This window comes from Trichocoleus desertorum ATA4-8-CV12, from assembly GCA_019358975.1.
Taxonomy (GTDB): Bacteria; Cyanobacteriota; Cyanobacteriia; order FACHB-46; family FACHB-46; genus Trichocoleus; species Trichocoleus desertorum_A.
Genome location: JAHHIL010000032.1, coordinates 32942 through 57506 on the forward strand (window position 1 = coordinate 32942; position 24565 = coordinate 57506).

The window sequence follows — 24565 nt, forward strand, 5'->3', positions numbered from 1 at the left end:
TGGTTTGATTTAATAGGAGCCTGAGGTCAGAAGTATGTTTTTTCATAAAAAAGAACCCATCCATACCGTTCAAGTTAGTGAGCCCAATCCTCGTTTTGCTCAGTTGATGCTTGAACAGTTTGGTGGAGCCACCGGAGAGCTCTCAGCCGCCTTACAGTATTGGGTGCAGTCTTTCCATGTGGAGAATGCAGGAATTCGAGACATGCTGCAAGACATCGCGATCGAGGAGTTTAGCCACCTAGAAATGGTAGGCAAACTGATTGAAGTTCATACAAAAGATGTGGATCAAACAGAAGCTTACAAGAGTACACTCTTTGCGGTGCGTGGTAAGGGACCTCATTTTCTAGATAGCCAAGGAAATAACTGGACTGCTAGCTACTTGAATGAAGGCGGAGATGTGGTGCGCGACTTGAGAGCCAATATTGCCGCAGAAGCGGGTGCTCGTCAAACCTACGAAGAGTTAATCAAGTTATGTACCGATGAAGGAACCAAGAAAACCCTCGTTCATCTGTTGACGCGCGAGATTTCACACACTCAGATGTTTATGAAAGCGCTAGATTCTATGGGCAAACTCACTGACCCAATGTTCGGTAACATCCAGCCAGATGAGACGGTAGCGCTCTACTTCAATTTATCGACAGATGGGGATAAGCCAGACGAACGCGGTCCCTGGAACTCTGAACCCACGTTCCAGTATGTGGCTGACCCACTAAATTCTAAATAAGTTCAGAAGAGTAGTTCTAGGGCGATCGCCCCCATCTCAGTACCTCATCTCAGCAATAGTGAGTGAGCTTTAATAGGTCGCCTTAACCTTTTGACTGCTAAAGAGTTTAATGGTCAGAGGTTAGGCGATCGCAATTTGAGCTCAAAACCCCTGTATCAAAGCCTCTGGAATCGGAGGCGGTCACATCGTGGTACGTTCTACCCAAACCCACAGAGCTTCAGCGGTCACAAGTAAATCTTAGTTCTCCTCACTCATCTGCACTCAACTCAGCTCTCTAGCCAGGGGTAAAGTCTTCACTGACTTGGGCTTTTTTCGGACTTTTGTCATCATTTGGCCGATTTGCGTTAAGTCTACGTTACCGCCACTAATAATCACCCCGATGCGAGCATTGGTTAGCGCCACGACTCCTTCTAACAGAGCCGCTGCTGCTAAAGCTCCCGTGGGTTCTACCACAATTTTGAGACGTTCCCAGAGCCAGAACATGGTTCGCAAAATTGCGGGTTCTGAAACCGTCACCATGTCATGGACGTAGTGCAAGACTAAAGGAAAAGTAATCTGACCCAAAGCAGGGGTTCTAGCTCCATCAGCCACTGTGTCAGGGTTGTGAACCGTTTGCAAAGTCCGGGTATAAAAAGAGCGGGTGGCATCATCGGCGCGGGCGGGTTCTACGCCAATCACTTGACATTGAGGAGAAAGAGCCTGAGCCGCGATCGCGCAACCAGACAGCAAGCCTCCACCTCCACAACAAACGAGAAGGAGATCTAATTGTCCCACCTCCTCAATCAATTCCTTGGCTGTAGTGCCCTGACCTGCCACAACATGCGGATGATCGAATGGTGGAATTAGGGTGAGACCGCGATCGCGAACTAAACTTTGGCTCAACTCTTCGCGTGAGGTGGTTTGGCGGTTGTAAAGGATTACTTCTGCTCCATACTCTCGCGTGGCTGCTTGCTTCACCGCTGGGGCATCCTCTGGCATGACGATCGTGGTAGGAATCTCTAGGATTTTTCCCGCTAGGGCGATCGCTTGAGCATGGTTCCCAGAGGAATAAGCCAAAACACCTTGTTTTCGTTGAGCCTCACCCAGCTGAGCCAGAGCATTATAGGCTCCCCGAAACTTGAACGAGCCTGTGCGCTGAAAGTTCTCGCACTTAAAGAAAACTTGGCTCTGAGTGCGTTGGTTCACAGTTTGCGAAGTCATGACAGGCGATCGCGTTGCTTGCCCCATTAGCCTTTGGGCCGCGCTAGCAATGTCGTCATAGGTGACTAACAAAGGCCCAGGCGAAGTGAGTGGAGGGTTAGGGATTACCATCGGTTTTAAGTCAGTTATGCCAGGATCTATGCCCGGATCGCAGCAGCTCCTATACCAGTTAAATCAAGGCCAGTCGAATCAAGGTTGCCTGCCAGCGGTCATCCCTCAGGCTTAACTGGGCAGATCAAGAGGGGTGGCTTCACTGCATGGGGTGTCTGACCTCTATCCTGGCATTCATAAGGTTGCGTTAAGATCATCACAAGTAGATGTGATTTGTCCTCAATACCTAGATAGATCCACTGAAGGCTAGTTGATGGGTATGCTAAAGCTAGGTTCTGGCTTTGAGGGAGCAGGATGCCCAAACTTGTGCAAGGATTGATACATGGAGCGATCGCTTTAGGGTTCGTGGGATTGATGGTTGGGTGTGCAACGCAGAGTGAACCGCCACAAGCAACGACACTTGGCCTGCCTCCAGTGAATAAAGCCAAGAATGCCGCTCAAGATGCTCAACAAAAAGCGCTACAGCGAGAGCAAATAAATCCAGAGGAGCCACAAGCGCAGCAATCAGGTCAGTAAGCGACTCGCAATGCATTTAGTAAAAAGCCATTGCGGGTAAAGTTGCTGTGGTTATCTGTTCTGCTGAGCCCAGCGTGTTGCTAGTGACATCAGCTCTATATCTCCGACTATGCCTGCGATAGAGCCTACTAGAGGTTGAACATGTCTCACTCGAAGGAGGATAAGCTACTTACCTTCGAGTTAAATCTAAAAATAGCTTCTATTACCTCATCTTGTGTGTATGTTCCCTGTGTCTGCATCTGAAGATCCGCTAGTCCCTAGTCCCCGTCCATTCATTTCCCCCGCCTACAGGCAAGCCCTAGAACCCTATACAGAACCGGAGCTATTAGAGCTGTGCGATCACAAGCCCCCCATTACGCAACTCGCGATCGCCACTCCTACCGCTACTTTGGTATCTAAGCCCAATCGCATGGAGGTAGCCTTGGCTTGGTTAGTAGTAGGTGTTTGTATGCTAGGAGTCACTTCCACGTGGAACTTGGCTTTTACAACCCCCTCTGCCACTCAGACAAATCAAGTTCCATTAGAGCGATCGGGCAGCTAAGCGATCGACTAAGGCTATTTAAGAGGCAGCTTCCATGAATCGTCGTTGGCTGAGAATTCTTGGGGTTACCAGTTTAGTGATTATGGGCTTGGTGCTGTTACCTGGTCGCTTGGCAGCTCAATCTACAGCCTACTTAGAATCTCGCCTGTCGCGATTGGAGTCGGACAACTATCAGTTACGGGCTGAGCTGAGTCGTCTGGAATCTCAAATTTATAACCTGAGTCGCTCAGGAGCACGTTTACCAGAGCCTAGTCGTCCTGCCGCGCCTACCGTTACACCCCCCAGAGCCACTCCTGCTAATACCCCTATTGTGGACCGACTCGCAACCTTACTCATTGAGCTAAAAGAGCGAGTGACGAATATAGAAGCTCGCATGACTCGTCTGGAAAAAGCTAACGCCTCGCAACGATCGCCCTAACCATTGCCTGAGTTTGCTAATTCTAATCTCAGCAGCCACCATTGCCGCCTAAGATCGAGTTAGGCAAAACTAGAACCCCCGATCATGAGCGACGCGCATTCTCAGCAACCGCAAACTTACAAAGGTGGGCCTCTATATCACCTAGTTTGGATGTCAACGGGCGCGATCGCTCTCACAGCTCTAATCATGGGATTGGGAGTTTGGCGCTCTGGTCAGAAATTTTGGTCAGATTTTCAAGCTCTATGGCGTCCTGCGGAAACTGCCCCTCAAGTGGACGTGAGGTCGGTAACATTGAGACAAATTCAGGGGGTTAGTGAGCTGAGTACTACGGTTTTCGCGATGGAGGCGATCGTCCCTACCCGTCAAGACCGTGAGTTGGCAGGGTTTGTGGTTGGTACTACTAAGCTGCTGTACATTGCTTATGGTGAAGTACAAGCAGGCGTTGATTTAGAGCAATTACAACCCCAAGATGTTGTGGTAAAGGGTGAGATGATCCAAATTCGTCTGCCACCCCCACGTATCCTAGATGCCAAGATTGACGTGACGCGATCGCAAGTGTACGACTACGATCGCGGTCTTTTAGGATTAGGGCCAGATGTTGCGCCTGACTTGCAAACCTCAGCCGAGCGACAAGCCCTAGAAAAGATTGTGGCGACAGCTTGCCGAGAGGGAGTCCTACAAAAAGCGAATGAGCGGGCACAGCAAGTAGTTAGTCAGCTCCTGAGCACTACTGGATACCCACAAGTTGTGATTACGACTCAGCCCCCCCTAGCAGAAACTTGCCCTGTAACCTAAAATGCGACGGGCACCACTTCACTCTAAAATCATCAGCAGGAAAGCTTTTGCCCGGTGCAGCCATCTGGGAAGGAACCAATAACATGCCAGAATTTTTCAGCCCCAAACTCGATCCAACCGAGCAAAGTTGGCGGCAACAGCTAGAACTTTTTGTTGAGTCTCACCAGCAGGAGTTGGCCGCCTTGACTTGGGGAATCTCTCTGAATCCAGCAGCTGAACGAGGAATTCTGGGGGTTGATTTTCAACCATCTCCCCATTTGGTATTTTGCTCCGTGGAAGCGATCGCCGAACTGAACCGCAAAGTAGGCAACCACATTCAAGAAATTCTAGGGATTATTGATGCTCACCAGCCCGAAGAAGAAGTCTTGATGCTAGGTCTGGGTAAGGGTAAAGGTTTCGAGTTTAAGCTGATCCAGTTCAAGCCAGAGCCCGCACCACCCCAATGCTACGAACAAAGCACTACCAGCGGTGAAGCATCACTACAACAGCTAGAACAACAGCTCAACCAGTACTTGAGCCAATGGAGTTGATCTTATTAGCAACTAAATCTTGTAGGCGCGATCGCCTCTAGCCCGAAGATCCTGCGGTAACGCTCTCTGGAAAGAAGCTTAACAGCTAGCTCGCAAGACGCAATTCTGGTTGGTACTCTGCTAAAGCTAAAGATCGCGACCTTTCTGAAAGCTGAGTCAGACAAACCTGATTCTGTTCATCAATCAAATCTTCCTTCTGCAACAGTTCCAGGATCGTTTGACACAATAAATTTTCTACCTGCTTGGCCCGACCTGTTAACCAGTGATGAGTACTCGCATCTTCAGGGAACTGCTGGATACAATCACTCGTGTATTGCCGAAAAGCTCTAACCTCTTGCACCAGACGGACTAAATAGCTGGGGCACTCGCAAGCCAGCACATCCGCCGCCTCACAAATTGCATATAAGTCTTCGTCAGACAGCTCTGTAGAGATTCTAATTTTCATAGTCTGGTGGATCAGGCTTTGGTGGATCAGGCTTTGGTGGGTCAGGTAGCGGGGATTGTGTTGCCAGGTAGAGGCATTCAAGCAACTCCAGCCAAAAGCTCAGCTCAGCAAGCTACTAATCTAGAGGCAGCAGATCTTGTCTGGTTAGCAGGCTTTTCTTCAAGCTGGGTTAGCGATCGCAAGCTCACCCAAACCGCATATCCTAAGGCTGATGCTGTAACAATGACCGGAACGCCTTCTTCCACTAGTTCACATGCTCTCTGATAAGCAGACAACCGAGCACTTAAGCTGAAGTCATGAGCGAGTCCATAGAGATCGCCCTGATGGCGCATCCCCTGTCTCACAGAGGCATTGAGATAAAAATTGAAGCGATGGACTAGCTCTTCGTTTACAACAATGGGCAACATGGCGACAGCGGTAACGATATCAAGAACTTGGCAAGAGTAGTGGTACTGAGGTGTTTCCTACATATTGTTAACGAATGTAACATGTTCTCACAAAACTTATCCTCTGTCTTTGGCGAGATCGTTGTCTCTCTCCTCAGATTCAGCCACTTGGCTGAGACTAAAGCTTGGCACTCTGAAGCTTTGTGAGGCCACTGACCTTCAAGGCAAAGGGTTACAGGCTGAACAGGTAATCTTCTAGAGCAAACACTAAGCCTAAAGATATTAATTTGGTCTCTAGCTAAAAAAGCCGCTAGACTACAGCATAAATCGCCTTTGCTCCAAAAGCTTAAGAAATTTTTTAGATTCTTAGAACTATTGCTAAATAGTTCAGAATCAGGTTTAAAGCTCTGATTTTTAGCGAATTGTTCAGTTTTCGCTCGAAATACACTAAAATCTAGCTTCAGATTCGGTTTAAGCGTGATTAATTATTCCATCGGCTTCACCAACGGTTAATGCGTTACGGTTGTACCTAAGCAACCCTAAGAAATTTTGTTCACTTGCTAGTGGCTAAGTTAGTGTCTAGCTATTTCACCAGTTCGCACTCATTAGAGGTTGTGTTTCAAGGATGCAACATTTAAGGTAAGTAGAGTTTAGAAAACATTAAAGACAATTACGGTCAGTGGTGTTTTGTCTCAAAAATTTCGGTTTTTTTACGAATTTCTTGTAAAATCAAGAACTAAGAAATCTTGTATGCGGTTGATTCATGCTTTATCGAGAAAATCTAGAGCGTTCAACCTAACCCAGTTCAACCTGACCCAGTAGCTACGAGCCAGTTCGCTACATCGAAGCGCCAGATTGCCGCTTCAGAAATGCCTCGTCCAAGCTTTGTTAGGAATGCCAGGTGCACTCGTTTCGTCCCTGAGGCAGGATATGGATTTGAAATGTTTCCTGGAAACCGATCAGCCAAGTTGGGTCGAGCAACCTTTGGTCTTGGCTGTGGATGACGATGAGGACAATTTATTACTGATTACCCAAGTACTGAGCTTGTCCAACTATTCGTTCATTACGGCAACGAATGGCTTGATGGCTTTAAGCATGGCTGAAGAGCGGTTGCCAGACTTAATTCTGCTAGATGTGATGTTACCTGATCTCGATGGTGCAGAACTCGTGCGGTGCTTAAGACAGAACCCGCAAACTGTGAAGATTCCTGTCATTGCAGTCACGGCAATGGCGAGAACGGAAGACCGAGATCGCCTTCTAGCAGCAGGGTGCAATGCCTACATTAGCAAACCTTACATGGTCGATGACCTAGAAGAGCTTATTCGTCACTATCTCTATTCTCCTCCGCCCCCTGCTTTTTAGCTTTGGGGATGGAAGCTGGGTCACGGACAGTGGGAATTGCTTTCAAAACAACGATCGTGCCTGTACGTCCAGTGTCAATTTTGCCATCGCTGAGGAGATCTAACACCTCTATCCCTAGAACTTCCTGAATCAATTCCCTCAACTGCGGCTCAATCGCTTTAGCTAGATCTGCACGAACTTGTTTGGCGAGTTCTTCTTGACCACTGCTCGCCAACAACTGTTCTGGAGGGGTAATGGAGTCTTCTAGAACGATCGCTAACTTTTCATCAAAGAGCTGGCACATCACTTTACTAGGTTGATGCCCAAGTTGCTCGCGATAAAGCGCCTGAATCCGCTGCGAGAGAGTACGTTCTAGTTGCCCACGGGTAGGGGTAGCTGACATAGACGAAAGGGTGACCAAAAGATAACAGGTTTGAAATCTAGCAATGTAAAGCTGTGCAAACCTTATTGGAGCTTTATTAGGAATTATTTCTGTTCATTAATCTACCACATGAGTGTTTTTACTTTTCTTATTTCCCACAAAATTTACCTACTTAGATAGTTGTTTTTTATTTAATACCTCCTACGAATCAACGGTACGGTTTTTGGCGGGAAGACCTGCACAGAGGTTTGATCTGAGAGCGATCAAGTTGCCGCTTATCAAGGATCGTTTTGAGTTAGCGAGGGTGTCTGCGGAATCAGAGCGATCGCAACTGTTGAAGTAAACAAGGGCACTTTGTTAGGTAAGAAGTGACCCGCTTCTACTTAAGAACTCAAAATTCAGAGCAACTCTAATGACTGGAAAGTCAACTCGATCGGCATTACCCAACCCACGCGGAATGCAATCCCTGCCATCTGCTAGTACGGCTCTCTATATTGCTGGGGGAGTGACCCTTCTCCTAGGAGCAATGCTTTTCCGCCCCTTTGTCATCGTCAACGCCGGGGAACGGGGCGTAGTGATGCACTTTGGCAAAGTCCAAAATCAAGTGCTGGATGAAGGCATCCACGCAGTGATGCCAGTTTTGACCTCGGTGAAGAAAATGAGTGTCCGAGTGCATAAAGACGACATTAACGCCCGCGCTGCATCCAAAGACCTACAGGATGTCACCACCGAAGTAGCCATCAACTGGCATATTGATCCGGCGCAAGTTAATACGGTGTATCAACGGGTTGGCAACAAAGAGCAAATTGTCAGCGGTATTATTACGCCTGCGGTTTCTGAAGTAGTGAAAGCCGCGACTGCCAAAAAGAATGTAGAAGAAATTCTCACCAAGCGCACCGAGCTGAAAGGCGAAATCGATGACCAGTTAAAGAAACGGTTGGCCTCTTACGGGCTGTTGGTAGATGATGTCTCACTGGTCAACTTTGGGTTCTCACCAGAGTTCAACAAAGCGATCGAAGCGAAGCAAATTGCTGAACAAGAGGCAAAACAAGCAGAATTTACGGCCCTACGAGCCAAGCAAGATGCAGAAGCGGCTGTGAACCGAGCGAAAGGTCAAGCCGAAGCTCAAAGATTGCAGCGACTCACGCTCACGCCAGAGCTATTGCAACAGCAGGCGATCGAGAAATGGGATGGTCGTTTCCCAACAGTGATGGGTGGCAACGGCACTCTACCGTTAGTCAATATCGATCCTGCGACCTTAAATCAGCGTCGTTAAAACGTAGCCCGAGTTAGACACCCAACTTAGGCGCAGCTGTAACGCCCGAACTCACAGACAGGGCAGATGATGCGATCGCTCCCAACATCCAATCTGATTGAAGACTGCTTAAACCTGCCCAAACAAAAAGGTAGCGATCGCAACCAAAGCAGACTGACTGAAAGCTGAGAGCTTAAGAACTTGTTAAAAGTCAGGGAAAGTCTAAATTTCTAGGGCTACCTTGGTTTTCAAGATACCTCCTAACTGGGTTTTACAGCTCCACCTCTTGTAGCGGAATGCACCGGGGTGGAGCTTCTGTGTTGTATAGGGGTTAAAGAAGTGGCTTAACGAGTGCGGGTAATATCAATCGTGATTCTGCCGCCGAAATCGGGGATGGGGGCAGCAGGTTTAGACAACTGCACACGGACTTGCTCTACAACTGGTTGATCTGGGTGGGCAGGCAATTGCAGCAAAGCTTCGGCGATCGCGCTAGCTAATCTCTCTACCAATGCAAATTTGCTGGTTTTAACCAGTTGCTTCACCGTTTCAATGGCGTTGCGGTAGTCGAGCGTGTCTTCAATGCGATCGCTAGCTCCCGACTTGGACAAGTCCAGCCACAAGGTTAAATCCACTTCAAACCATTGGCCCAAAACTTGTTCTTCTGGCAAAAAGCCCGTGTATCCGTAAACCCGAATTCCCGTCAGTTGAATGCAGTCCATGTATAGATTCAGCGGTAAAGCAGTTGAAAGCAAGGTGACTCTGTAGGGGCGAATTGCGATTGCCCTCATAGGTGTGTTGCTACAGAAGTGGGGTCTACAGATCCCGGTGAGTAAAGGGTTTAGCGTTAGAGCCAGAGTAGGTAGCAGCAATGTGCCCATCTCCGGTGATCTCATACTTATAAGTCACCAATCCTTCTAGACCTACAGGACCGCGAGGTGGCATCTTTTGGGTGCTGATGCCCACTTCCGCCCCAAAGCCGTAGCGGAAACCATCAGCAAAGCGAGTCGAGCAGTTTTGGTACACCCCAGCCGCATCGACTTCCGCCAGAAACTGAGCCGCTGCTTTGGGGTCTTCTGTGGCGATCGCTTCTGTATGCCGAGAGCCATAAGTATTAATGTGGTCGATCGCGGCAGCTAAATCGTCTACCACTTTAATAGACAGAATTAAATCGCTGTACTCGGTGGACCAGTCGGCTTCTGTAGCGGCAGCAATATTCAAAATTGCTCTAGTACGTTCATCTCCACGCAGTTCGACGTTCTTTGATTGGAGCGCTGGAGCTGCTTCTAGCAAAAACTCAGACGCAATGGCTTGGTGAACCAGCAGTGTTTCGATCGCGTTGCAAGCCGCCGGATATTGGATTTTAGAGTCTACGGCGATCGCCACCGCTTTTTTAATATCAGCCGCCTTATCTACATATAAATGACAGATACCATCGGCATGCCCCAACACCGGAATCCGCGTATTGTCTTGGACGAAGCGCACGAAGGAATTGGAGCCTCTAGGAATGATCAAATCCACATATTGATCGAGCTTGAGTAACTCCAAGGTTTCTTCGCGGGTGGTCAAAAGTTGCACGACAGATGGATCAATTTCAGTCTGTGTCAATCCTGCATGAATGGCTTTCACCAACGCTTCGCAGGAACGCACTGCTTCTTGGCCCCCTTTGAGGATCACACCATTTCCCGATTTGATCGCCAGTGAGGAAATCTGCATCACGGCATCAGGACGAGCTTCGAAAATTACGCCCAACACGCCCAAGGGACAAGAAACCCGCTTCATCACTAAGCCTTGATCGAGTTCGCGGTGAATTTGCACCTGTCCCACCGGATCAGTTAAGCGCCCGACATCTCTAACTCCAGCGATCGCCGCTTGCAGTTTGTTTTCGTCTAGCTTTAAGCGAGCATAGAGAGAGTTACTAATACCAGCAGTCTGAGCCGCTTCGCAATCAGCAGCATTGGCAGCCAAAATTTCTGGAGCGGCAGCTTCTAAGGCTTGGGCGATCGCTTCAATCGCTTGATTTTTCGCTTTGGCTGGCAAGGTCGCCAACTTACGTGCAGCTTGACGGGTTTGCCGAGCCAGATCGGGAAGAGACAGGGAAGCAACTTGAGACGCGATCATAGGTTTGGGTAGAGAGCCACAAACAAGCCAAAGTTTAGCAAATCTCGACTTGTCCTTTAAATCCTAACGGGGAATGCTGTCTCTCCATCACTCCTCTGACTTTTTCTCCTAATCTTGCTTTTTCTTCTAGAAATGTATGCCTAAATTTGCCACCTATCTCCACCCTCAAACCTGCCAAACTTCTAAACCCAGTCATTTAATTCCCTTTAAAGGTTATTCGTTTCCGCACTACAGCAAGGTGCGGCAAGAGCTTGAGAAAAGTCTCTCTGACTATCCATCGTTGCCAGTCAGACGAGTGAAATACAGTGAGTATCTGCGAGTGCATAGCCGCGAATATCTGCAACAGTTGGTTTTGCTGGCAGCGGAGAAGCCACTAGAGAAGTTCAACCTATCGATGCCGCATCTTCTAGGTGGTTGTTGGGGACTGGAGCATTGTCTGCCTGGTTACGCTTACGGGTTGGGTGGCTTGTTTGAGGCGATCGCCCAGATGAAACAAGGCAACCTAGAGCGGGCCTACTGCTTTAGCTTAGTGGGACATCATGCTCATGCAGATTGGGGTCATGGCTATTGCTTGCTCAATCCGTTGGCGGCAGCAGCGAAATATGCGCAAGAGCAAGGCTTTGAGAAAATCCTGATTGTGGATTGGGACATTCATCATGGGGATGGCACACAATCTATTTTTAGCGGCGATCGCAGTGTGTATTGCATTAGCATTCATAGCGCCATCGACCTATACATGGCGAAAGCCTCGGATTTGAAACGTGGTACTACCACAGCTGCCGAAGCAGTGGGGCATTGCAATATTCCTTTGCTACCTGCCCGGTTTGCCGATGACTTTCCGCCCAAGATGGGGCTAACGGGGCAGTTTTATCGAGCCAGTGAGAGCCTGCCTGCTTTTCAATCCGCGCTAGATCAAATCCCTTGGACTCCCGATTTAATTTTGATTTTCTCTGGGTACGACTCGCACCGTGATGACTGCGGTAAAGAAACCACAGGCTGGACAGAGCCAGATTTTGCGGCGCTGACCGTAGCGGTTTTGGAGTTAGCTAAAAAAGCCAATTGCCCAGTGCTCTCCAATCATGGTGGTGGTTACAAATTACCACTCACGATCGCCTCAGCAGTAAGTCACGTCAAAACCTTAGCCAGCTAGAGCTAAAATCCCGAACGGTTTTAACATTTGCCACGAGGGGCGAACCTAACGTAGGGGCGGGTTTTGAACTGGCTTTTGTGACTCACAACTACATGGCTTGCTAAACCCGCCCCTACCGATCCGTGGGACAACTCGCCTCTAACACCCCGTGAGTCAACCCATGAAGGCAAGAGCAAAATGACTATTTGTGAACGGATGCTGAAAGGCTGATGGATCTCAGTCAGATCGCTTAAAGATTCTGTGTACTTTTGCGGTTTACTGGCTAGAGAAAATGGATCTGCGGGTATCAAAAGATCAACTGCACAGGCTGCTGAATCTACCTAAAGCTTTTGTGCTGCGTAATACCCCTCCTTCTCCACGGAGAATCCTTATGTCATCCCAATCGGGAGCGCTCCAGGCTGGAATAGACGCTCTAAAACAAGGGCGCTACTCGGAAGCCATCAACTTATTAGAAACTTTCTGTCGCAGTAATTCTTTGACGGAATCGAAAGAACTATTGCAAGCTCAGATGTGGTTAGTGAAAGCATACCCACGGGCGGGGCAGCCTGAGAAAGCGATCGCGCTTTGCCGTCAGTTAGCGCTACACGAAAACCCCCAAGTTCACACTTGGGCGCAGCAAACTCTCCAGAAACTTTCCACCCCGTCGCCTGCTCAACCTGCGAGTTCAACCACGCGGGCGACTGCGCCAGATTCTCCGCCTGCCGCGACTGGCAAACTGAACCGAGCAGCTAAGGCAGGAGCCAAGCTAGCGATGTCTGGTATTGGTAGCAGCTTAGCGCTGGCTTCGGGAGTAACGATCTCCTTGCTGTTTGGCATGGTGTTTGTCTTGGCCTTGAGTCTGGTGTTTATTCTAGGTAGCGATCAGCCGGGAGTTGGCTTGGCGATCGCGCTTGCATCCACCCTCGTTTTTAATCTGCTGGCTTTCTTTATTTCGCCTTGGTTCATGGACTTGATCCAAGGTTGGTTCTACGGCACTCGTTGGGTCTCTCTGCCAGAGGTAGCTCGCTACAGCCCAGAAGCTGCGCGGGTAATTCAACAAGTTTGTGCCCAGAAAAAACTGAAGCAACCTCGCCTTGGGATTATCAACGACGAAAACCCCACTGCGTTCACCTACGGCTCCCTACCCAACAGTGCCCGCTTAGTCGTCAGCCAAGGCTTGTTTACCTACCTAGACGATGAAGAAGTTGCGACGGTCTATGCCCACGAACTAGGGCACATTGTCCATTGGGACTTTGCGGTGATGACCGTTGCCGCTACCTTGGTGCAGATTACCTATCTGATTTATAGCTTTGCCCGTCGTATGAGCCGTGGGGGTGGCGACAACAAATTAAAAGATGCGATGGGAGCTGCCGCGATCGCTGCCTATATCTTCTACCTGATTGGCACCTATCTCGTTTTGTATCTCTCTCGCACCCGAGAATACTTTGCCGACCACTTCGCGGCTGAAACTACAGGCAATCCCAACGCGCTCTCTCGGGCTTTGGTCAAAATCGCTTACGGCATTTTAGAAGAAGGCCAAAGAGCCAAGGAACCCAGCAAACTAATCGAAGGCACACGGGCACTAGGGATTTACGACCCGAAAGCGGCTAGCTCAGTCGGCACTGCTTACCGAGTTGCCTCCTCCCCAGATAAAATTGGTCGCGTCTTTCTGTGGGATATGTTCAATCCTTGGGGCTGGTTGATGGAGTTGAGTTCTACTCACCCACTGACAGGTAAACGAGTCCGAGCCTTGAGCACCTATGCCGAACAGTTAGGTTTAGAAACTGAGTTTGATATGGCGCGGGTGGTCGCTGAGAGCCGCACGCTCAACAAAAACAAGCTCTACGGCAACTTTGCTCTTGACCTATTGTTGTACGGTGCTGAGTTTATTGGCTTGGCCGTCGGTCTTCTAATTGGCTTGGTGTTAATGTCGCTGGCTGGCTGGAAGGTTTTAGTCTCTCTCAGCTTGCTCGGTTTGGGCTTGGGTATCTTGGTCAAGATGCTGGTGACCTTCCCAGATTTCAGCCGAGCCCAAGCCACTGATGTGATGAGCTTGATGTCTGACCCTTATGCCAGCCCCCTCCGAGGTCGCCCGGTGAAACTTAGCGGGGAGCTGATTGGTCGGGGGGATGCGGGTTATAAATTTGGCTCTGATCTGAAGCTGCAAGATCCCACAGGCATGATGTATGTCCACTACGCCTCTCGTTTTGGGCCTTTCGGCAACTTCATGTTTGGGGCCAACCAAGTGCAAGGATTGCTGGGTTCGCAAGTCAGCGCTGTAGGCTGGTTCCGTCGCAGCATTATGCCCTGGGTAGACTTAGCCCAACTCAAGACAGTGGGTGGCAAAACGGTCGATAGCTACCACCGCTTCTGGCAGTGTGTCATGGGAGCGGGAGCCATTATTGCTGCCATCGTCGTGCCAGTCGTGTTCTAGAGAGGCGTGCGATCGCCCTCATCCCTGTTGAACCTTTCCTGTTGAATTTTCCTGTTGAACTAAGAATCAATATTGTTGAAGGGGCGCTTACTCTGCGCCCTTTTTTCATGAATTCGTTTGGGCTAACTTCGCTTTTGCCTGTTGCCACAGAGCTTCCAATTCTTCCAAGCTGTAGTCGGTTAAAGGGCGATCGCAGACTGACTCCACTTGCACAAACCGCTGAATGAAACGACGATTGGTGCCTTGCAGCGCTTCCGCTGGATCTAACCCCTGCCAACGAGCAAGGTTGACGATTGTGAACAACAAGTCGCCCAGTTCCGACTCTTGATGAGCTTTGTCATCTGTTTGTAGAGCTTCTTGAAACTCGGCCAGTTCTTCGTGAAATTTACCCCATACCCCCTCAATACTGTCCCACTCAAATCCCGCGCCCGCTGCTTTCTGAGAGATTTTCATCGCAGCCATCAGCGGGGGTAAGCTGCGGGCGTAGTTGCTGAGTTTGTGGCTGAGGAGGGGTGGCTGAGCGGCGGCTACTTTTTCTTGATCTTTAATTTGCTCCCAGTTCTGCCGTACCTCTTCCACACTGGCAACTTCTACATCACCAAAGACATGGGGATGACGACGAATTAACTTTTCGCTAATCCCTTGAACGACTTCAGCCAAGCTAAATTGCCCTTCCTCGCTGGCAATCTGCGCTTGCAGCACTACCTGTAATAGGAGATCTCCGAGTTCTTCCGCGATCGCCTTTTGATCGCCGCTGCGAATGGCATCTACAGTTTCGTAGGCTTCCTCAATCACATAAGGAATCAGCGTTTGAGGCGTTTGGGCTAAGTCCCAAGGGCAACCCCCATCAGGCGATCGCAATTTGGCAACCACCTCGATCAGTTGTTGTAGGGCACTTAGGGTAACGATGCTAGGAGAAGCTGGCGGAACTTGTCCCTCTGGGTGTGTCATAGAGCAAACCTAAAGACTGTGTGTAATCTTCACCTTAATCAATGTAGTTTTTCGGTTGCCGTTTCGGGGGTATAATCCTCGACTGGGATTTAGCGTGAGCAGGTGATTTTCGTTGGCGCTTTTTAGGCTTAACGGCAAACAGCCCTTTCCAACCCTGATTTTTGTAGCGTTTGTGAGTCGATTTGTAAGTGGAACTCAGCCAATCGCTACAGGAATGACTCAGCGCCCCCAGTTCCAAGCCCAAGCACAGTGCCATCACTTCGGGGCTATACTGCAAAACCAACTGTTGAGTAACATGAGTTGCCGTAGTCCAGTCGGGGATGGGGTAGCCAAAACCAGCTGCGATCGCCACGCCAACTAAACTCCCAGCACTCAACCAAGTCGCCAAATAAAGTAGGCGTAGCATTGTGCCCACTACTGGCCCGTGAGACCAAAAGGAGCGATGGCGCATCATTTTGCGATAGGGTAGCCAAATCCATCGGAGCCAACCCCACCGTTGATATTGGCGAGAATAAATATCGAGATCAGGACCAAACATCAGGCCTCCAAACAAAAACCCACCTGCCACGATTAAGGTGAGGCTACTACTGCGAGTTTGTCCATAGGTCAGCCCTGCTACTAGCGGCAAGCTCCAGAGGGTGATGCGATCGTGAGTTCGACCAGAGGGCATGAAGGTAAATTACGAAGAAATCCCAAAAAATTCGAAAGATTAATCTCAAAAAATATTAACAAGAACAAGAATGTCTGCTATATTTAATTCTCGTGCCCAACGGAATGGGCGCAAATCACGGGCGATTAGCTCAACGGTAGAGCGCCTGCCTTACAAGCAGGATGTTACAAGTTCGAATCTTGTATCGCCCATAGCTGTAAATGCTTGTATCGGTTATCACCTGCTATCTAGTGGGTTACATTATTCTGTCTAATTGACTGAGACAGTCTGCGCAGATAGCGGATGTCTCTACTTGTCATACTCAAGCATCATAGAGCCATCTAAGTTGATTTGCCTTTAACTCAAGGGCAGGATTTTAGACGGCGTCGCTTCTATGAGTCATCCTCCTAAATCTTCCCTACAGAGCCGAGTATCTGCTGAGCCACTGTCAGACTATCCCACTCCACGGGGCTCTAGTTTTCTGGAGTTGCTCACTTGTTGGCCCCTGCATCGAGCTAAAAATATCCGTCAAAAAATTGGCTGGTCTCATGCCCTGGCCATTGGAGTGGCAGTCGTTGGATCTACGTTTGGTCACTTTTTGGGAGACTCCTACGCGAGAGCTGCAAAGCAACAATGGGTAGCGGCTCACCAAGAAGAGAGGCTATTGAGTAGCTTGAATTTGGCAATTTTAGCCGCCCGCAGCCACCAACAACAATTGATTCCCCTCCTCAGAAATCCTCAGAAGTTTGAGCATGAGCATACCCATTTTTTAGGGCATGTGCAGACAATTGATCAGCTCATGACAGAGGTGCAGTCTGCGGTTGTAACTCATGCACAGTTTAGTGAAGCGAGTGCCGAGTTAGAAGCTTGGCTGCGCAACTATGACAGCACCCTTAAAGTCTATGCTGAGCAACTAGATCAGGTATTGCAAAAGCTCAATCGCACTGATTTATCAGCAGCCAATGTTTTAGCGGCCCAGCAGTCTCTTCTAGCATTTACTAATAGTGACGTTGCCCTAGAGGTAGACAGCTTTTCGGACGACCTAAGTCTCCTAATTAACGATGTCCATGCCAGAGAAGTGAAAGCGGACATCGCTATGCACCGAGCCGAAGGCTTACATAGTTTGATTACTTACACCAGCTTGTTGTTGTCAGTTCTACTTGCGATTGTTTTAGCTCTGCGAACTAGCCAAGCGATCGCTCGTCCAATTGAGGCTGTGACCCAAGTGGCACAACAAGCGGCTCAAAACTCTCGGTTTGACTTGCAAGCTCCAGTCATGACAGAAGATGAAGTAGGCCGATTAGCCACGGCTTTCAACAACCTCATTCGTCAGGTGGAGCAGTACACCCAAGACCTAGAACTCAGCCGTCAAACTCTGGAATTGCGAGTTGAGGAACGCACTCATGAACTGAAACGGACGATTCAAGAGTTGGAGAGTGAAATTACGCTTCGTTGTCAAATTCAAGTTGCCCTACATCAAGAAAAAGTCGCTCTCCACAAAAGTGAGCAGCTCTTTCGTTCCTTAAGCGCCTGTTCTCCTGTAGGCATTTTCTTAGCAGATGTGACAGGAGATCTGACCTACGTTAATCCCCGTTTACAGCGATTGGCTGCTTATAATGCTGAGGCTAATCCGGCTGAAGCTAGCTTAAAGTCTAGTTGGATGGCTTGGGTGCATTCTGAAGATCGCGATCGCGTCTTTGCGGCTTGGGCTGAGCATACGCAACAAGGCTATAGCTATGGAGATGAGTATCGGTTGCAGCTGCCCAATGGCAAACTGCGCTGGGTGCAGACGCGATCATCTCCTTTGTTTGCTGACACAGGTCAACTGATCGGTCACGTAGGGACAGTTGAAGATGTAACAGAGCAAAAGCAAGCAGAGCAAGAGATTCGCCATGCTTTAGAAAAAGAGCGAGAGCTGAATGAGCTGCGAGCCCGTTTCGTTACCACGGTTTCTCATGAGTTTCGCACACCGCTCACAGTCATCGTTTCCTCTACCGAATTGGTGCAGAACTATGAGCACAAAATGACTCAGGAGAAGAAACACCAGCATTTTAGGAAAATTCAGGCTGCCAGCCGACACATCACTCATCTGCTTGATGAGATCCTGTTTATCAGCAACGCGAGTAGTGGCGAATTGCAGTTTAATCCTGCTCCCATCGATTTAGAGCAGTTTTGCCGCAGTCTGTTGGCAGACATACAGTTGGCAGACATACAGAGCGCTTCGTCCTGCTCCCACACCTTGCACTTGAGCTATCAAATTCCTCAAGCTTTGGTTTGCCTCGATGAGAAACTATTGCGCTATATCCTGACCAATTTACTTTCTAACGCGATTAAATATTCGCCTCAAGCTCAGGACGTGAACTTTGAGATCACCTGTGATGCTCAAACCGCAATCTTCAGCGTGCAGGATCAAGGCATTGGCATTCCGATGGCTGACCAGTTACACCTATTTGAGGCGTTTCATCGCGCTAAAAATGCGAGTAATATTCCTGGTGTGGGCCTAGGATTGTCGATCGTCAAGAGCTGCGTAGACTTACATGGTGGCCGAATCACCGTTGAGAGCAACCCTGAGATTGGCACTAAGTTTATGGTCATGCTGCCGCTGATGTCTTAAGCCCAAGAGATTTCCTGAATTTCATTTGCAGCTGCGAGCAACTCATGAGCAATCCATCCGCAAATTACATTCTGGCGTTAGACCTGGGTACCACAGGCAATCGCGCCTTTTTGTTTAACCACGATGGCAAAATTGTGGGGCAAGCTTACAAAGAACTGACCCAGTACTACCCACAACCTGGATGGCTAGAGCATGATCCGCAGCAGATTTGGCAAGATACCTGCTGGGTGATGCAAAGCGTCGTTCAGCAAGCAGGCATTGCTGCAACTGAAATTGCCGCGATCGGTCTCACCGTCCAGCGAGAGACTTGTTTGCTGTGGGATAAAACTACTGGGCAACCTTTGCATCCAGCGATCGTGTGGCAAGACCGCCGGACTGCGCCCTTCTGCAACCAATTACAGGAGCAGGGGTACGCCGCCGAAATTTACGATCGCACAGGTTTAGTCATAGATGCATACTTCTCCGCCACAAAAATCAGGTGGCTGTTAGATCATTTGCCGCCAGAGGTTGATCTCAATCAGGTCTTGGCTGGAACGATTGACACTTGGGTGCTATGGAACCTGACAGGAGGGCGTGTCCATGCTACCGATGACAGTAATGCCAGCCGCACGATGCTGTTTAACCTGCGATCGCGGCAATGGGACTCTAAGCTCCTCGATATCTTTGGCATTCCTGCTTATCTCTTACCCCAAGTGCAACCTAGCTTGGGTACGTTTGGGGTCACTGATCCCAAATTACTCGGAACCGAAATTCCAGTCACCGCCATCCTAGGCGATCAACAAGCAGCTTTGTTCGGCCACGGTTGCGATCGCGCGGGTTTAATCAAGTGCACTTACGGCACAGGTTGCTTTCTGGTCGCTCATACAGGAACCGAGATCATGCGATCGCCAGGGCAATTGGTTTCGACGGTAGCCTGGACTCGTTCTGGCGACAATGGCACATCGGAAGTTGGGTATGCGCTCGAAGGCAGCATGTTTACTAGTGGAGCCTGCATTCAGTGGCTACGAGATGGACTGAAGCTGATTCAAACTGCGGCTGAAACAGAAGCCATAGCCACCCAAGTCGCGGATAATGGCGGCGTTTACTTTGTGCCTGCTTTTAGCGGTTTAGGGGCACCGCACTGGGATATGAGCGCCCGTGGGGCTTTCCTGGGTATCACTGGGGGAGTGCAACGAGAGCATTTAGTGCGTTCAGTCTTAGAGGCGATCGCCTACCAAGTCAAAGAAGTAGTGCAGGCAGTTGATGCTTGTAGCAGTGCCAAGGTGCAGCGGCTCAAAGTGGATGGGGGAGCCTGCGACAACAATTTCTTAATGCAGTTTCAAGCCGATGTGTTGGGGATTCCAGTGGAGCGGCCCGTCGTCCGAGATGTGACGGTGCAAGGTGTAGCCTTTGCGGCAGGTTTAGCCTCTGGTTTTTGGCAAGACTACGCGGCCCTCGTCCACAACCGCCAACACGACCGCGTATTTGAACCCAGAACAGCCACAGCAGCGCTAGAAAACTTTGTCACTTGGCAAAAAGCCTTATCCAGAGCCAAAAATTGGGCCGAGTAGCCCTATAACAAATCCCTCGCCATCATCCGGTAAGGCCAGAACATGACGAGGGGGAAGGGAGATTTACGTAAACAGAAATCCTAGGAATTGGGCGATCGCTTACTCTCTGTAACCAGTGCGGCTGACAACATCAGGCTCTTGGTGGCGAACGTTTTCCTTGGGCTTCCGGAAGAGATTAGCTAACCCTAAAAGACCGATCAGGCCAAGCCAACCCAAGTTATTGTTGTCGTTCTTGGTTTCCTGAAAGGGGGTTGTGTCAATCGTGGGGTTATTGTTGGGGTTGCCATCAGTTTGGGCATGGCTAGGGAGACTCAAGGGGACAACCGCAAGGCTAGCAGCCAGAACGCCAGCACCAACCAACTTAGATAGAGTCGTCCGTTTCATAGTCAAAATTCCTCTGAATACTTCTAGCGAAAGGGTGCAATGCAACGAAGCAATTAAATAATCGAATAAGACGTTTGTGAGAAGCGATGTGAGGAGCGAACGTCCGAAAAAGCTTTAATGAGAGGGGCAGAGAAGGACAGAGCCTTCAAGTTCCAGACCTTCTCTGGCCCTAGGAAAGCGTCAAACGCCAACTACGACAATACGAATTAGTAGCGATTCCCAGTGCGACTCACTTCTTCGGGTTCACGATAGCGAGTGGGCTCTTCATGGCTCTTCTTGGTTAAACCAGCCAAACCAATCAGACCGAGTAGACCCAACCAACCCCAGTCAAAGTCGCGATCGCCTTCAGCAGCGGTGTTTGTGTTGTTATAAGTAGCAGTAGTATCTGTACCTGTTGTACCTGTAGTACCAGCCTCGGTTTGAGCAGAAGCAGGCACGGTCAAAGGGAGAGTGGCTAGGCTAAGGCTAAGCACACCAGCACCGATAAACTTAGATAGAGCAGCAGCTTTCATGATTAAATTCCTTTTCTCTTGATAGTGTCTGTAGAAGCTTTAAGAAACGCTTCAAGGTTTGAATACTGTTCGGTTTAGATGGCACCGATACTTAATAGATTAGGAGATAGCAGTCAGAATCGAATCGCTCTATAGCTGTAACCTACTCGTTGATCTAACTCCCACTCAAGAAGTAGAAGTTGAGTAACTGGTCAGCCACAAGAGGCAAAAAAGCAGACAACAAATTACAGGTTTTAGAACCCTGATCCGCTCTAAATCGGGGGATCGCTGTACTGGCAACACTTTCCAAAAGGCACACTCTTATCAGCCACGAATTCAGCAACAGGCCTAGTTAAATTCCCTATCAATATCAGCTGATGCAATCAATAAATCAGGTGTTTTAGCAGCAGCCAGGATTAAATTAGAATTAGCTGAGAATTAGCTGAGAAATATTTAACCATTCAAAATACTTAAATATTAAAAATATCCCAAAGATATTAGTTCAAATTTCTCACTTTCAAGTGTCACAAAAGCTTGTTTGAGCCATCTGAAATTCAGTTTTTTAACAAAAGTTAATGCTTTAATCTAGGACGCTGCTGAATCGGAATTTGCACGATGAATTCTGCCCCGTCTCCTAGCGTAGAAACACAACGCAACTGCCCTTGATGCTTCTCTACGACAATCTGATAGCTAATTGACAATCCCAATCCTGTCCCTTTGCCCACCGCTTTGGTCGTAAAAAAAGGATCAAATAGCCGCTTTTGAGTTGACTCCGTCATACCTGGGCCATTGTCCACAATGCGAATCATGACTTGATCGGGCGCAATGATAGCCGTGCTAATCCAGATTGTGGGGAGTGGTGTGGGAGAGTCTAGAGTTAGCCTATCGTTTAGAAGCTCAGTTTCACGGCGGTTTTCTAGGGCATCGATCGCATTTGCCAGCAGGTTCATGAATACTTGGTTCAATTGGCCCGCGTAGCAGTTGATCGAAGGCAACTCCCCGTATTCTTTAATCACCTCAATGCCTAGATAGCCTGGTCTAGGCCTCAGTTGATTCTGCAATATTACCAAGGTGTTGTCTAAGCCTTGATGAATATCTACTGGCTTCATTTCCGCTTCGTCTAGCCGAGAGAAATTTCTTAGGGAGAGGACAATCTGACGAATCCGCTCGGCTCCCACCTGCATAGAAGCGAGAATTCGAGTAAAGTCTTCGCCCAAAAACTCCAAGTCTATTTCTTGGATAGTGGCTTCAATAACTGGGACAGGTCGAGGATAGTGGCTTTGGTACAGGTGGAGCAGTTGAAACAGCTCTTGAAGATATTGCTTGGCATGAGTTAGGTTGCCGTAGATAAAGTTAATCGGGTTATTAATTTCGTGGGCAACGCCTGCCACCAGTTGACCCAAACTCGACATTTTCTCGCTTTGTACGAGTTGGGCCTGAGTTTGCTGTAGCTCCTGTAAAGCTTGCTGAAGTTGCTGAACTTTCTCGCGATATTGCGCTTCTGACTGCCGCAAAGCTGCTTCAGCTCGTTTGCGCTCTGTGATGTTCTCAATCATGCCGAGGCTATAGCAGGCACTGCCTTGCTGGTCTCGAATTAAGGTAGCAGTGAGGTTGGCCCAAACAACTTCTTGAGTCTGCTTCAGGTAGCGCTTCTCGATTTGATAACTCGCGATCGCCCCAGTCACCATCTGCTCAAACAAGCGCAAGTCTTTGTTGAGGTCGGAGGGGTGAGTAATTTCCGCAAATGAACGCTGGGTCAAATCCTCGGCTTCATACATCAGCATTTTGCAGAATGCCTTGTTCACTTGGACTAAGCGTTCGTCTTCCAAGCTGGCGATCGCCATGCCAATGGGAGCATCCTCAAAAATGCGACGAAAGCGTTCTTCTGTTTTCTGAATTTGACCGAATAGCTGGGCGTTTTCTAGCGCGATCGCAATTTGACCTGCCAGGGTTTTGAAGGTGTCGAGATCGATGGCGCTAAAGTGATCCGCATAAGCATCTTGAATATTGAGAATACCAAGTAGGCTCCCACGAGCGACGAGTGGAACGGCGGCTTCCGCACCCATTAACAACGGGGTAGCACTGGCTCCGGTGCAGGTTTCACGGGCTCTAGATTCCGCAACCGCCAACTGCTGACTCCGAGCCGCACGAGCGACCAAGCTATCTGAACAATCTAAAGCAATACTAATCTCACGATGAGCAGACCAAGACCCATCAGCTCCACTCGCCCCCGCTTGCCGACTCAGTTGTTGTGTGTTCGGCTCCAAAAGATAAATCTGAACGTGGTGCAAGTTGAAACGAGTTTGCAGCAATGTCACTGCTTCTTGCAAAAGCAACTCAGGATCGAGAATCGCTTTTGATAGCTCGCTGACGGCAAACGTGACATGCTGGCTCGCCTCTAGCTCGTGGGTGCGGTCTTCCAGCCCTTGCAGAAGTTTACCCACTTGCTCTGCCATTGCATTGAAGTTAGTCGCGAGGCTACCGATTTCATCTTTAGAGGTGACTTGGACGCGGGCGTTAAGCTGACCTGAGGTAAACTGAGCCACTCGTTGCGCTAAATGGACTAGAGGTTTGGCCAACCATTGAGCCATTGCGATCGCCATAGCCACAACGGCGATCGCGATCAAAATTGCTAACCTCTGCGCCACTCGCACTTGAGCATAGATGGGTGCCAAAAAAATACTCTGGGGCTGTGCGAAAATGACAAACCAAGGTTGAGTTCTGAGCCGCACCGCTGCAACCGCACTGAGCTGATGATTCACTGCGGTCAGTTCTGTAGTGAAATAGGCTGGAGGACAGGTTCTCACTGCTTTACAGGTGATCTGATTCAGTCCTCGCTCAAGGGCAGGTAAGTCGGTAGCCAGTTCTGTAGCGGGTCGCTTGGGCAAACGCCCTTCTTGCATCAAGGTTTCAAGCTTATCTGTAGATAGGGGAACCACAGACTTAAATACCAATTCCGGGGCAATGCCATGAGCGAGGCGAATGTGGTTTTCATCCAGCAAAACTGCAAAAGATCGAGCCCCTGCCAACCCGTTATTTTGCCCCACTAGTTGTTGGATGGCTGCCGCGTTGTAGCGCACTACCAGCAGACCGACAATCGCACCCTTAGTGTTGCGTACCGGGCTACTGAAGTAGAGGCTGACAAAATTATCGCGGCCCAACCGCATGGGCGAAGCGTAAGGAAATCCAGTTTGTAAAGGTTGCCGCACATAGTCATCATTGGTCTGGTTGCGCCCCACACTCCCCAGATTGGTATCAAGCACACCGCGACCTTGGCGATCGAACAAAGTGTAAGACAAGATATTGAGCGAATCTCGTTGAGTTAGGGTGCGCAAAGTAGCAGCTACTTCAGCTTCAGAGGCACTGTTACGACGCTCCTTGACAGGCAAACTGAGGTATTGAGCTAGATCGGGTAATTGGGCATCTACTCGCACCACATCTAAGTTGGCTGTTTTGACACTCCCACGGCTAAAACACGTGGGATTCTTGGCTCTACGAAACCACTTAACCTAGAGTCCTTGCGTCATCTAGGCCAGAGGTGGGATTCTCCCCAAGCGTTACTTCGGGTATGCCCTACCCTAGTTGCATTGCTGCAAGTCCT

The 24565-nt window shown here is 49.2% G+C and carries 23 protein-coding genes and 1 tRNA gene; 13 read left to right on the forward strand and 11 right to left on the reverse strand.

The features are described 5' to 3' along the window. Positions 1-34 precede the first annotated feature (34 nt). Positions 35-724, forward strand: a complete 690-nt coding sequence (locus tag KME12_19060) for a manganese catalase family protein (protein ID MBW4489887.1) — start codon at positions 35-37, stop codon at positions 722-724. A gap of 261 nt (positions 725-985) precedes the next feature. On the opposite strand, the gene KME12_19065 is transcribed toward KME12_19060, so the two are convergent. Then, positions 986-2035: a threo-3-hydroxy-L-aspartate ammonia-lyase gene (locus KME12_19065; GenBank protein MBW4489888.1), complete on the reverse strand. Its 1050-nt coding sequence runs from the start codon at positions 2033-2035 to the stop codon at positions 986-988. 294 nt (positions 2036-2329) lie between these two features. Here KME12_19065 and KME12_19070 point away from each other — a divergent pair, with 294 nt between their 5' ends. From KME12_19070 to KME12_19090, 5 genes are all read left to right on the forward strand, one after another. Then, positions 2330-2551, forward strand: coding sequence for a hypothetical protein (locus KME12_19070; protein MBW4489889.1), 222 nt, complete (start codon positions 2330-2332; stop codon positions 2549-2551). A 229-nt stretch (positions 2552-2780) separates the two neighbouring features. After that, entirely contained in the window at positions 2781-3092 is a 312-nt protein-coding gene (locus tag KME12_19075; GenBank protein ID MBW4489890.1) for a hypothetical protein, read from the forward strand. A gap of 34 nt (positions 3093-3126) precedes the next feature. Next, a complete protein-coding gene (locus KME12_19080; GenBank protein MBW4489891.1) occupies positions 3127-3510 on the forward strand; it encodes a hypothetical protein in 384 nt (127 codons plus the stop codon). 150 nt (positions 3511-3660) lie between these two features. Beyond that, a complete protein-coding gene (locus tag KME12_19085; GenBank protein ID MBW4489892.1) occupies positions 3661-4305 on the forward strand; it encodes a DUF4230 domain-containing protein in 645 nt (214 codons plus the stop codon). 83 nt (positions 4306-4388) lie between these two features. After that, the gene (locus KME12_19090) at positions 4389-4835 is read left to right on the forward strand and encodes a hypothetical protein (GenBank protein ID MBW4489893.1); all 447 of its coding nucleotides are present in this window, start codon (positions 4389-4391) and stop codon (positions 4833-4835) included. A gap of 85 nt (positions 4836-4920) precedes the next feature. On the opposite strand, the gene KME12_19095 is transcribed toward KME12_19090, so the two are convergent. Further along, on the reverse strand, positions 4921-5361 hold the full coding sequence (locus KME12_19095; protein ID MBW4489894.1) for a hypothetical protein: 441 nt from the start codon (positions 5359-5361) through the stop codon (positions 4921-4923). Between the two features lie 23 nt (positions 5362-5384). Then, the gene (locus tag KME12_19100) at positions 5385-5687 is read right to left on the reverse strand and encodes a hypothetical protein (GenBank protein ID MBW4489895.1); all 303 of its coding nucleotides are present in this window, start codon (positions 5685-5687) and stop codon (positions 5385-5387) included. 909 nt (positions 5688-6596) lie between these two features. On the opposite strand from KME12_19100, the gene KME12_19105 reads away from it, so the two are divergent. After that, the gene (locus KME12_19105; GenBank protein ID MBW4489896.1) at positions 6597-7028 is read left to right on the forward strand and encodes a response regulator; all 432 of its coding nucleotides are present in this window, start codon (positions 6597-6599) and stop codon (positions 7026-7028) included. Here the strand turns inward: KME12_19105 and KME12_19110 are convergent. Next, entirely contained in the window at positions 6985-7410 is a 426-nt protein-coding gene (locus tag KME12_19110; protein MBW4489897.1) for a DUF2294 domain-containing protein, read from the reverse strand. The two genes, KME12_19105 and KME12_19110, sit on opposite strands and share 44 nt — an antisense overlap. A 436-nt stretch (positions 7411-7846) precedes the next feature. Between KME12_19110 and KME12_19115 the strand changes: the two genes are divergently transcribed. Then, positions 7847-8665: a prohibitin family protein gene (locus KME12_19115; GenBank protein ID MBW4489898.1), complete on the forward strand. Its 819-nt coding sequence runs from the start codon at positions 7847-7849 to the stop codon at positions 8663-8665. Positions 8666-8988: 323 nt separating this feature from the next. Here the strand turns inward: KME12_19115 and folB are convergent, their stop codons facing one another. Both folB and KME12_19125 read right to left on the reverse strand, forming a co-directional pair. Then, positions 8989-9363 carry a dihydroneopterin aldolase gene (gene folB / locus KME12_19120; GenBank protein MBW4489899.1) on the reverse strand — a complete coding sequence of 125 codons (375 nt, stop codon included), beginning with the start codon at positions 9361-9363 and terminating at the stop codon, positions 8989-8991. A gap of 94 nt (positions 9364-9457) precedes the next feature. Then, on the reverse strand, positions 9458-10762 hold the full coding sequence (locus KME12_19125) for a glutamate-5-semialdehyde dehydrogenase (GenBank protein ID MBW4489900.1): 1305 nt from the start codon (positions 10760-10762) through the stop codon (positions 9458-9460). A gap of 136 nt (positions 10763-10898) precedes the next feature. Here KME12_19125 and KME12_19130 point away from each other — a divergent pair, with 136 nt between their 5' ends. After that, the gene (locus KME12_19130; GenBank protein ID MBW4489901.1) at positions 10899-11912 is read left to right on the forward strand and encodes a hypothetical protein; all 1014 of its coding nucleotides are present in this window, start codon (positions 10899-10901) and stop codon (positions 11910-11912) included. A gap of 370 nt (positions 11913-12282) precedes the next feature. Beyond that, positions 12283-14325 carry a M48 family metalloprotease gene (locus tag KME12_19135; GenBank protein MBW4489902.1) on the forward strand — a complete coding sequence of 681 codons (2043 nt, stop codon included), beginning with the start codon at positions 12283-12285 and terminating at the stop codon, positions 14323-14325. A gap of 105 nt (positions 14326-14430) precedes the next feature. Here KME12_19135 and mazG read toward each other — a convergent pair whose 3' ends face one another. Together mazG and KME12_19145 are read right to left on the reverse strand one after the other, a co-directional pair. Further along, the gene (gene mazG, locus KME12_19140; GenBank protein ID MBW4489903.1) at positions 14431-15276 is read right to left on the reverse strand and encodes a nucleoside triphosphate pyrophosphohydrolase; all 846 of its coding nucleotides are present in this window, start codon (positions 15274-15276) and stop codon (positions 14431-14433) included. A 34-nt stretch (positions 15277-15310) separates the two neighbouring features. Then, positions 15311-15946: a metal-binding protein gene (locus KME12_19145; protein MBW4489904.1), complete on the reverse strand. Its 636-nt coding sequence runs from the start codon at positions 15944-15946 to the stop codon at positions 15311-15313. A gap of 119 nt (positions 15947-16065) precedes the next feature. Between KME12_19145 and KME12_19150 the strand changes: the two genes are divergently transcribed. The 3 genes from KME12_19150 to glpK all read left to right on the forward strand — a co-directional run bounded on the left by KME12_19150 (position 16066) and on the right by glpK (position 20089). Next, positions 16066-16137 (forward strand) — tRNA-Val (locus tag KME12_19150). Positions 16138-16319: 182 nt separating this feature from the next. Then, on the forward strand, positions 16320-18539 hold the full coding sequence (locus tag KME12_19155) for a PAS domain S-box protein (protein ID MBW4489905.1): 2220 nt from the start codon (positions 16320-16322) through the stop codon (positions 18537-18539). A 44-nt stretch (positions 18540-18583) separates the two neighbouring features. Beyond that, the gene (gene glpK / locus KME12_19160; protein MBW4489906.1) at positions 18584-20089 is read left to right on the forward strand and encodes a glycerol kinase GlpK; all 1506 of its coding nucleotides are present in this window, start codon (positions 18584-18586) and stop codon (positions 20087-20089) included. Between the two features lie 99 nt (positions 20090-20188). On the opposite strand, the gene KME12_19165 is transcribed toward glpK, so the two are convergent. The 3 genes from KME12_19165 to KME12_19175 all read right to left on the reverse strand — a co-directional run bounded on the left by KME12_19165 (position 20189) and on the right by KME12_19175 (position 24401). Then, a complete protein-coding gene (locus KME12_19165; GenBank protein MBW4489907.1) occupies positions 20189-20473 on the reverse strand; it encodes a WGxxGxxG-CTERM domain-containing protein in 285 nt (94 codons plus the stop codon). Positions 20474-20679: 206 nt separating this feature from the next. Further along, positions 20680-20985, reverse strand: a complete 306-nt coding sequence (locus tag KME12_19170; protein MBW4489908.1) for a WGxxGxxG-CTERM domain-containing protein — start codon at positions 20983-20985, stop codon at positions 20680-20682. 551 nt (positions 20986-21536) lie between these two features. Next, entirely contained in the window at positions 21537-24401 is a 2865-nt protein-coding gene (locus KME12_19175) for a PAS domain S-box protein (GenBank protein MBW4489909.1), read from the reverse strand. Between the last annotated feature and the right edge of the window lie 164 nt (positions 24402-24565).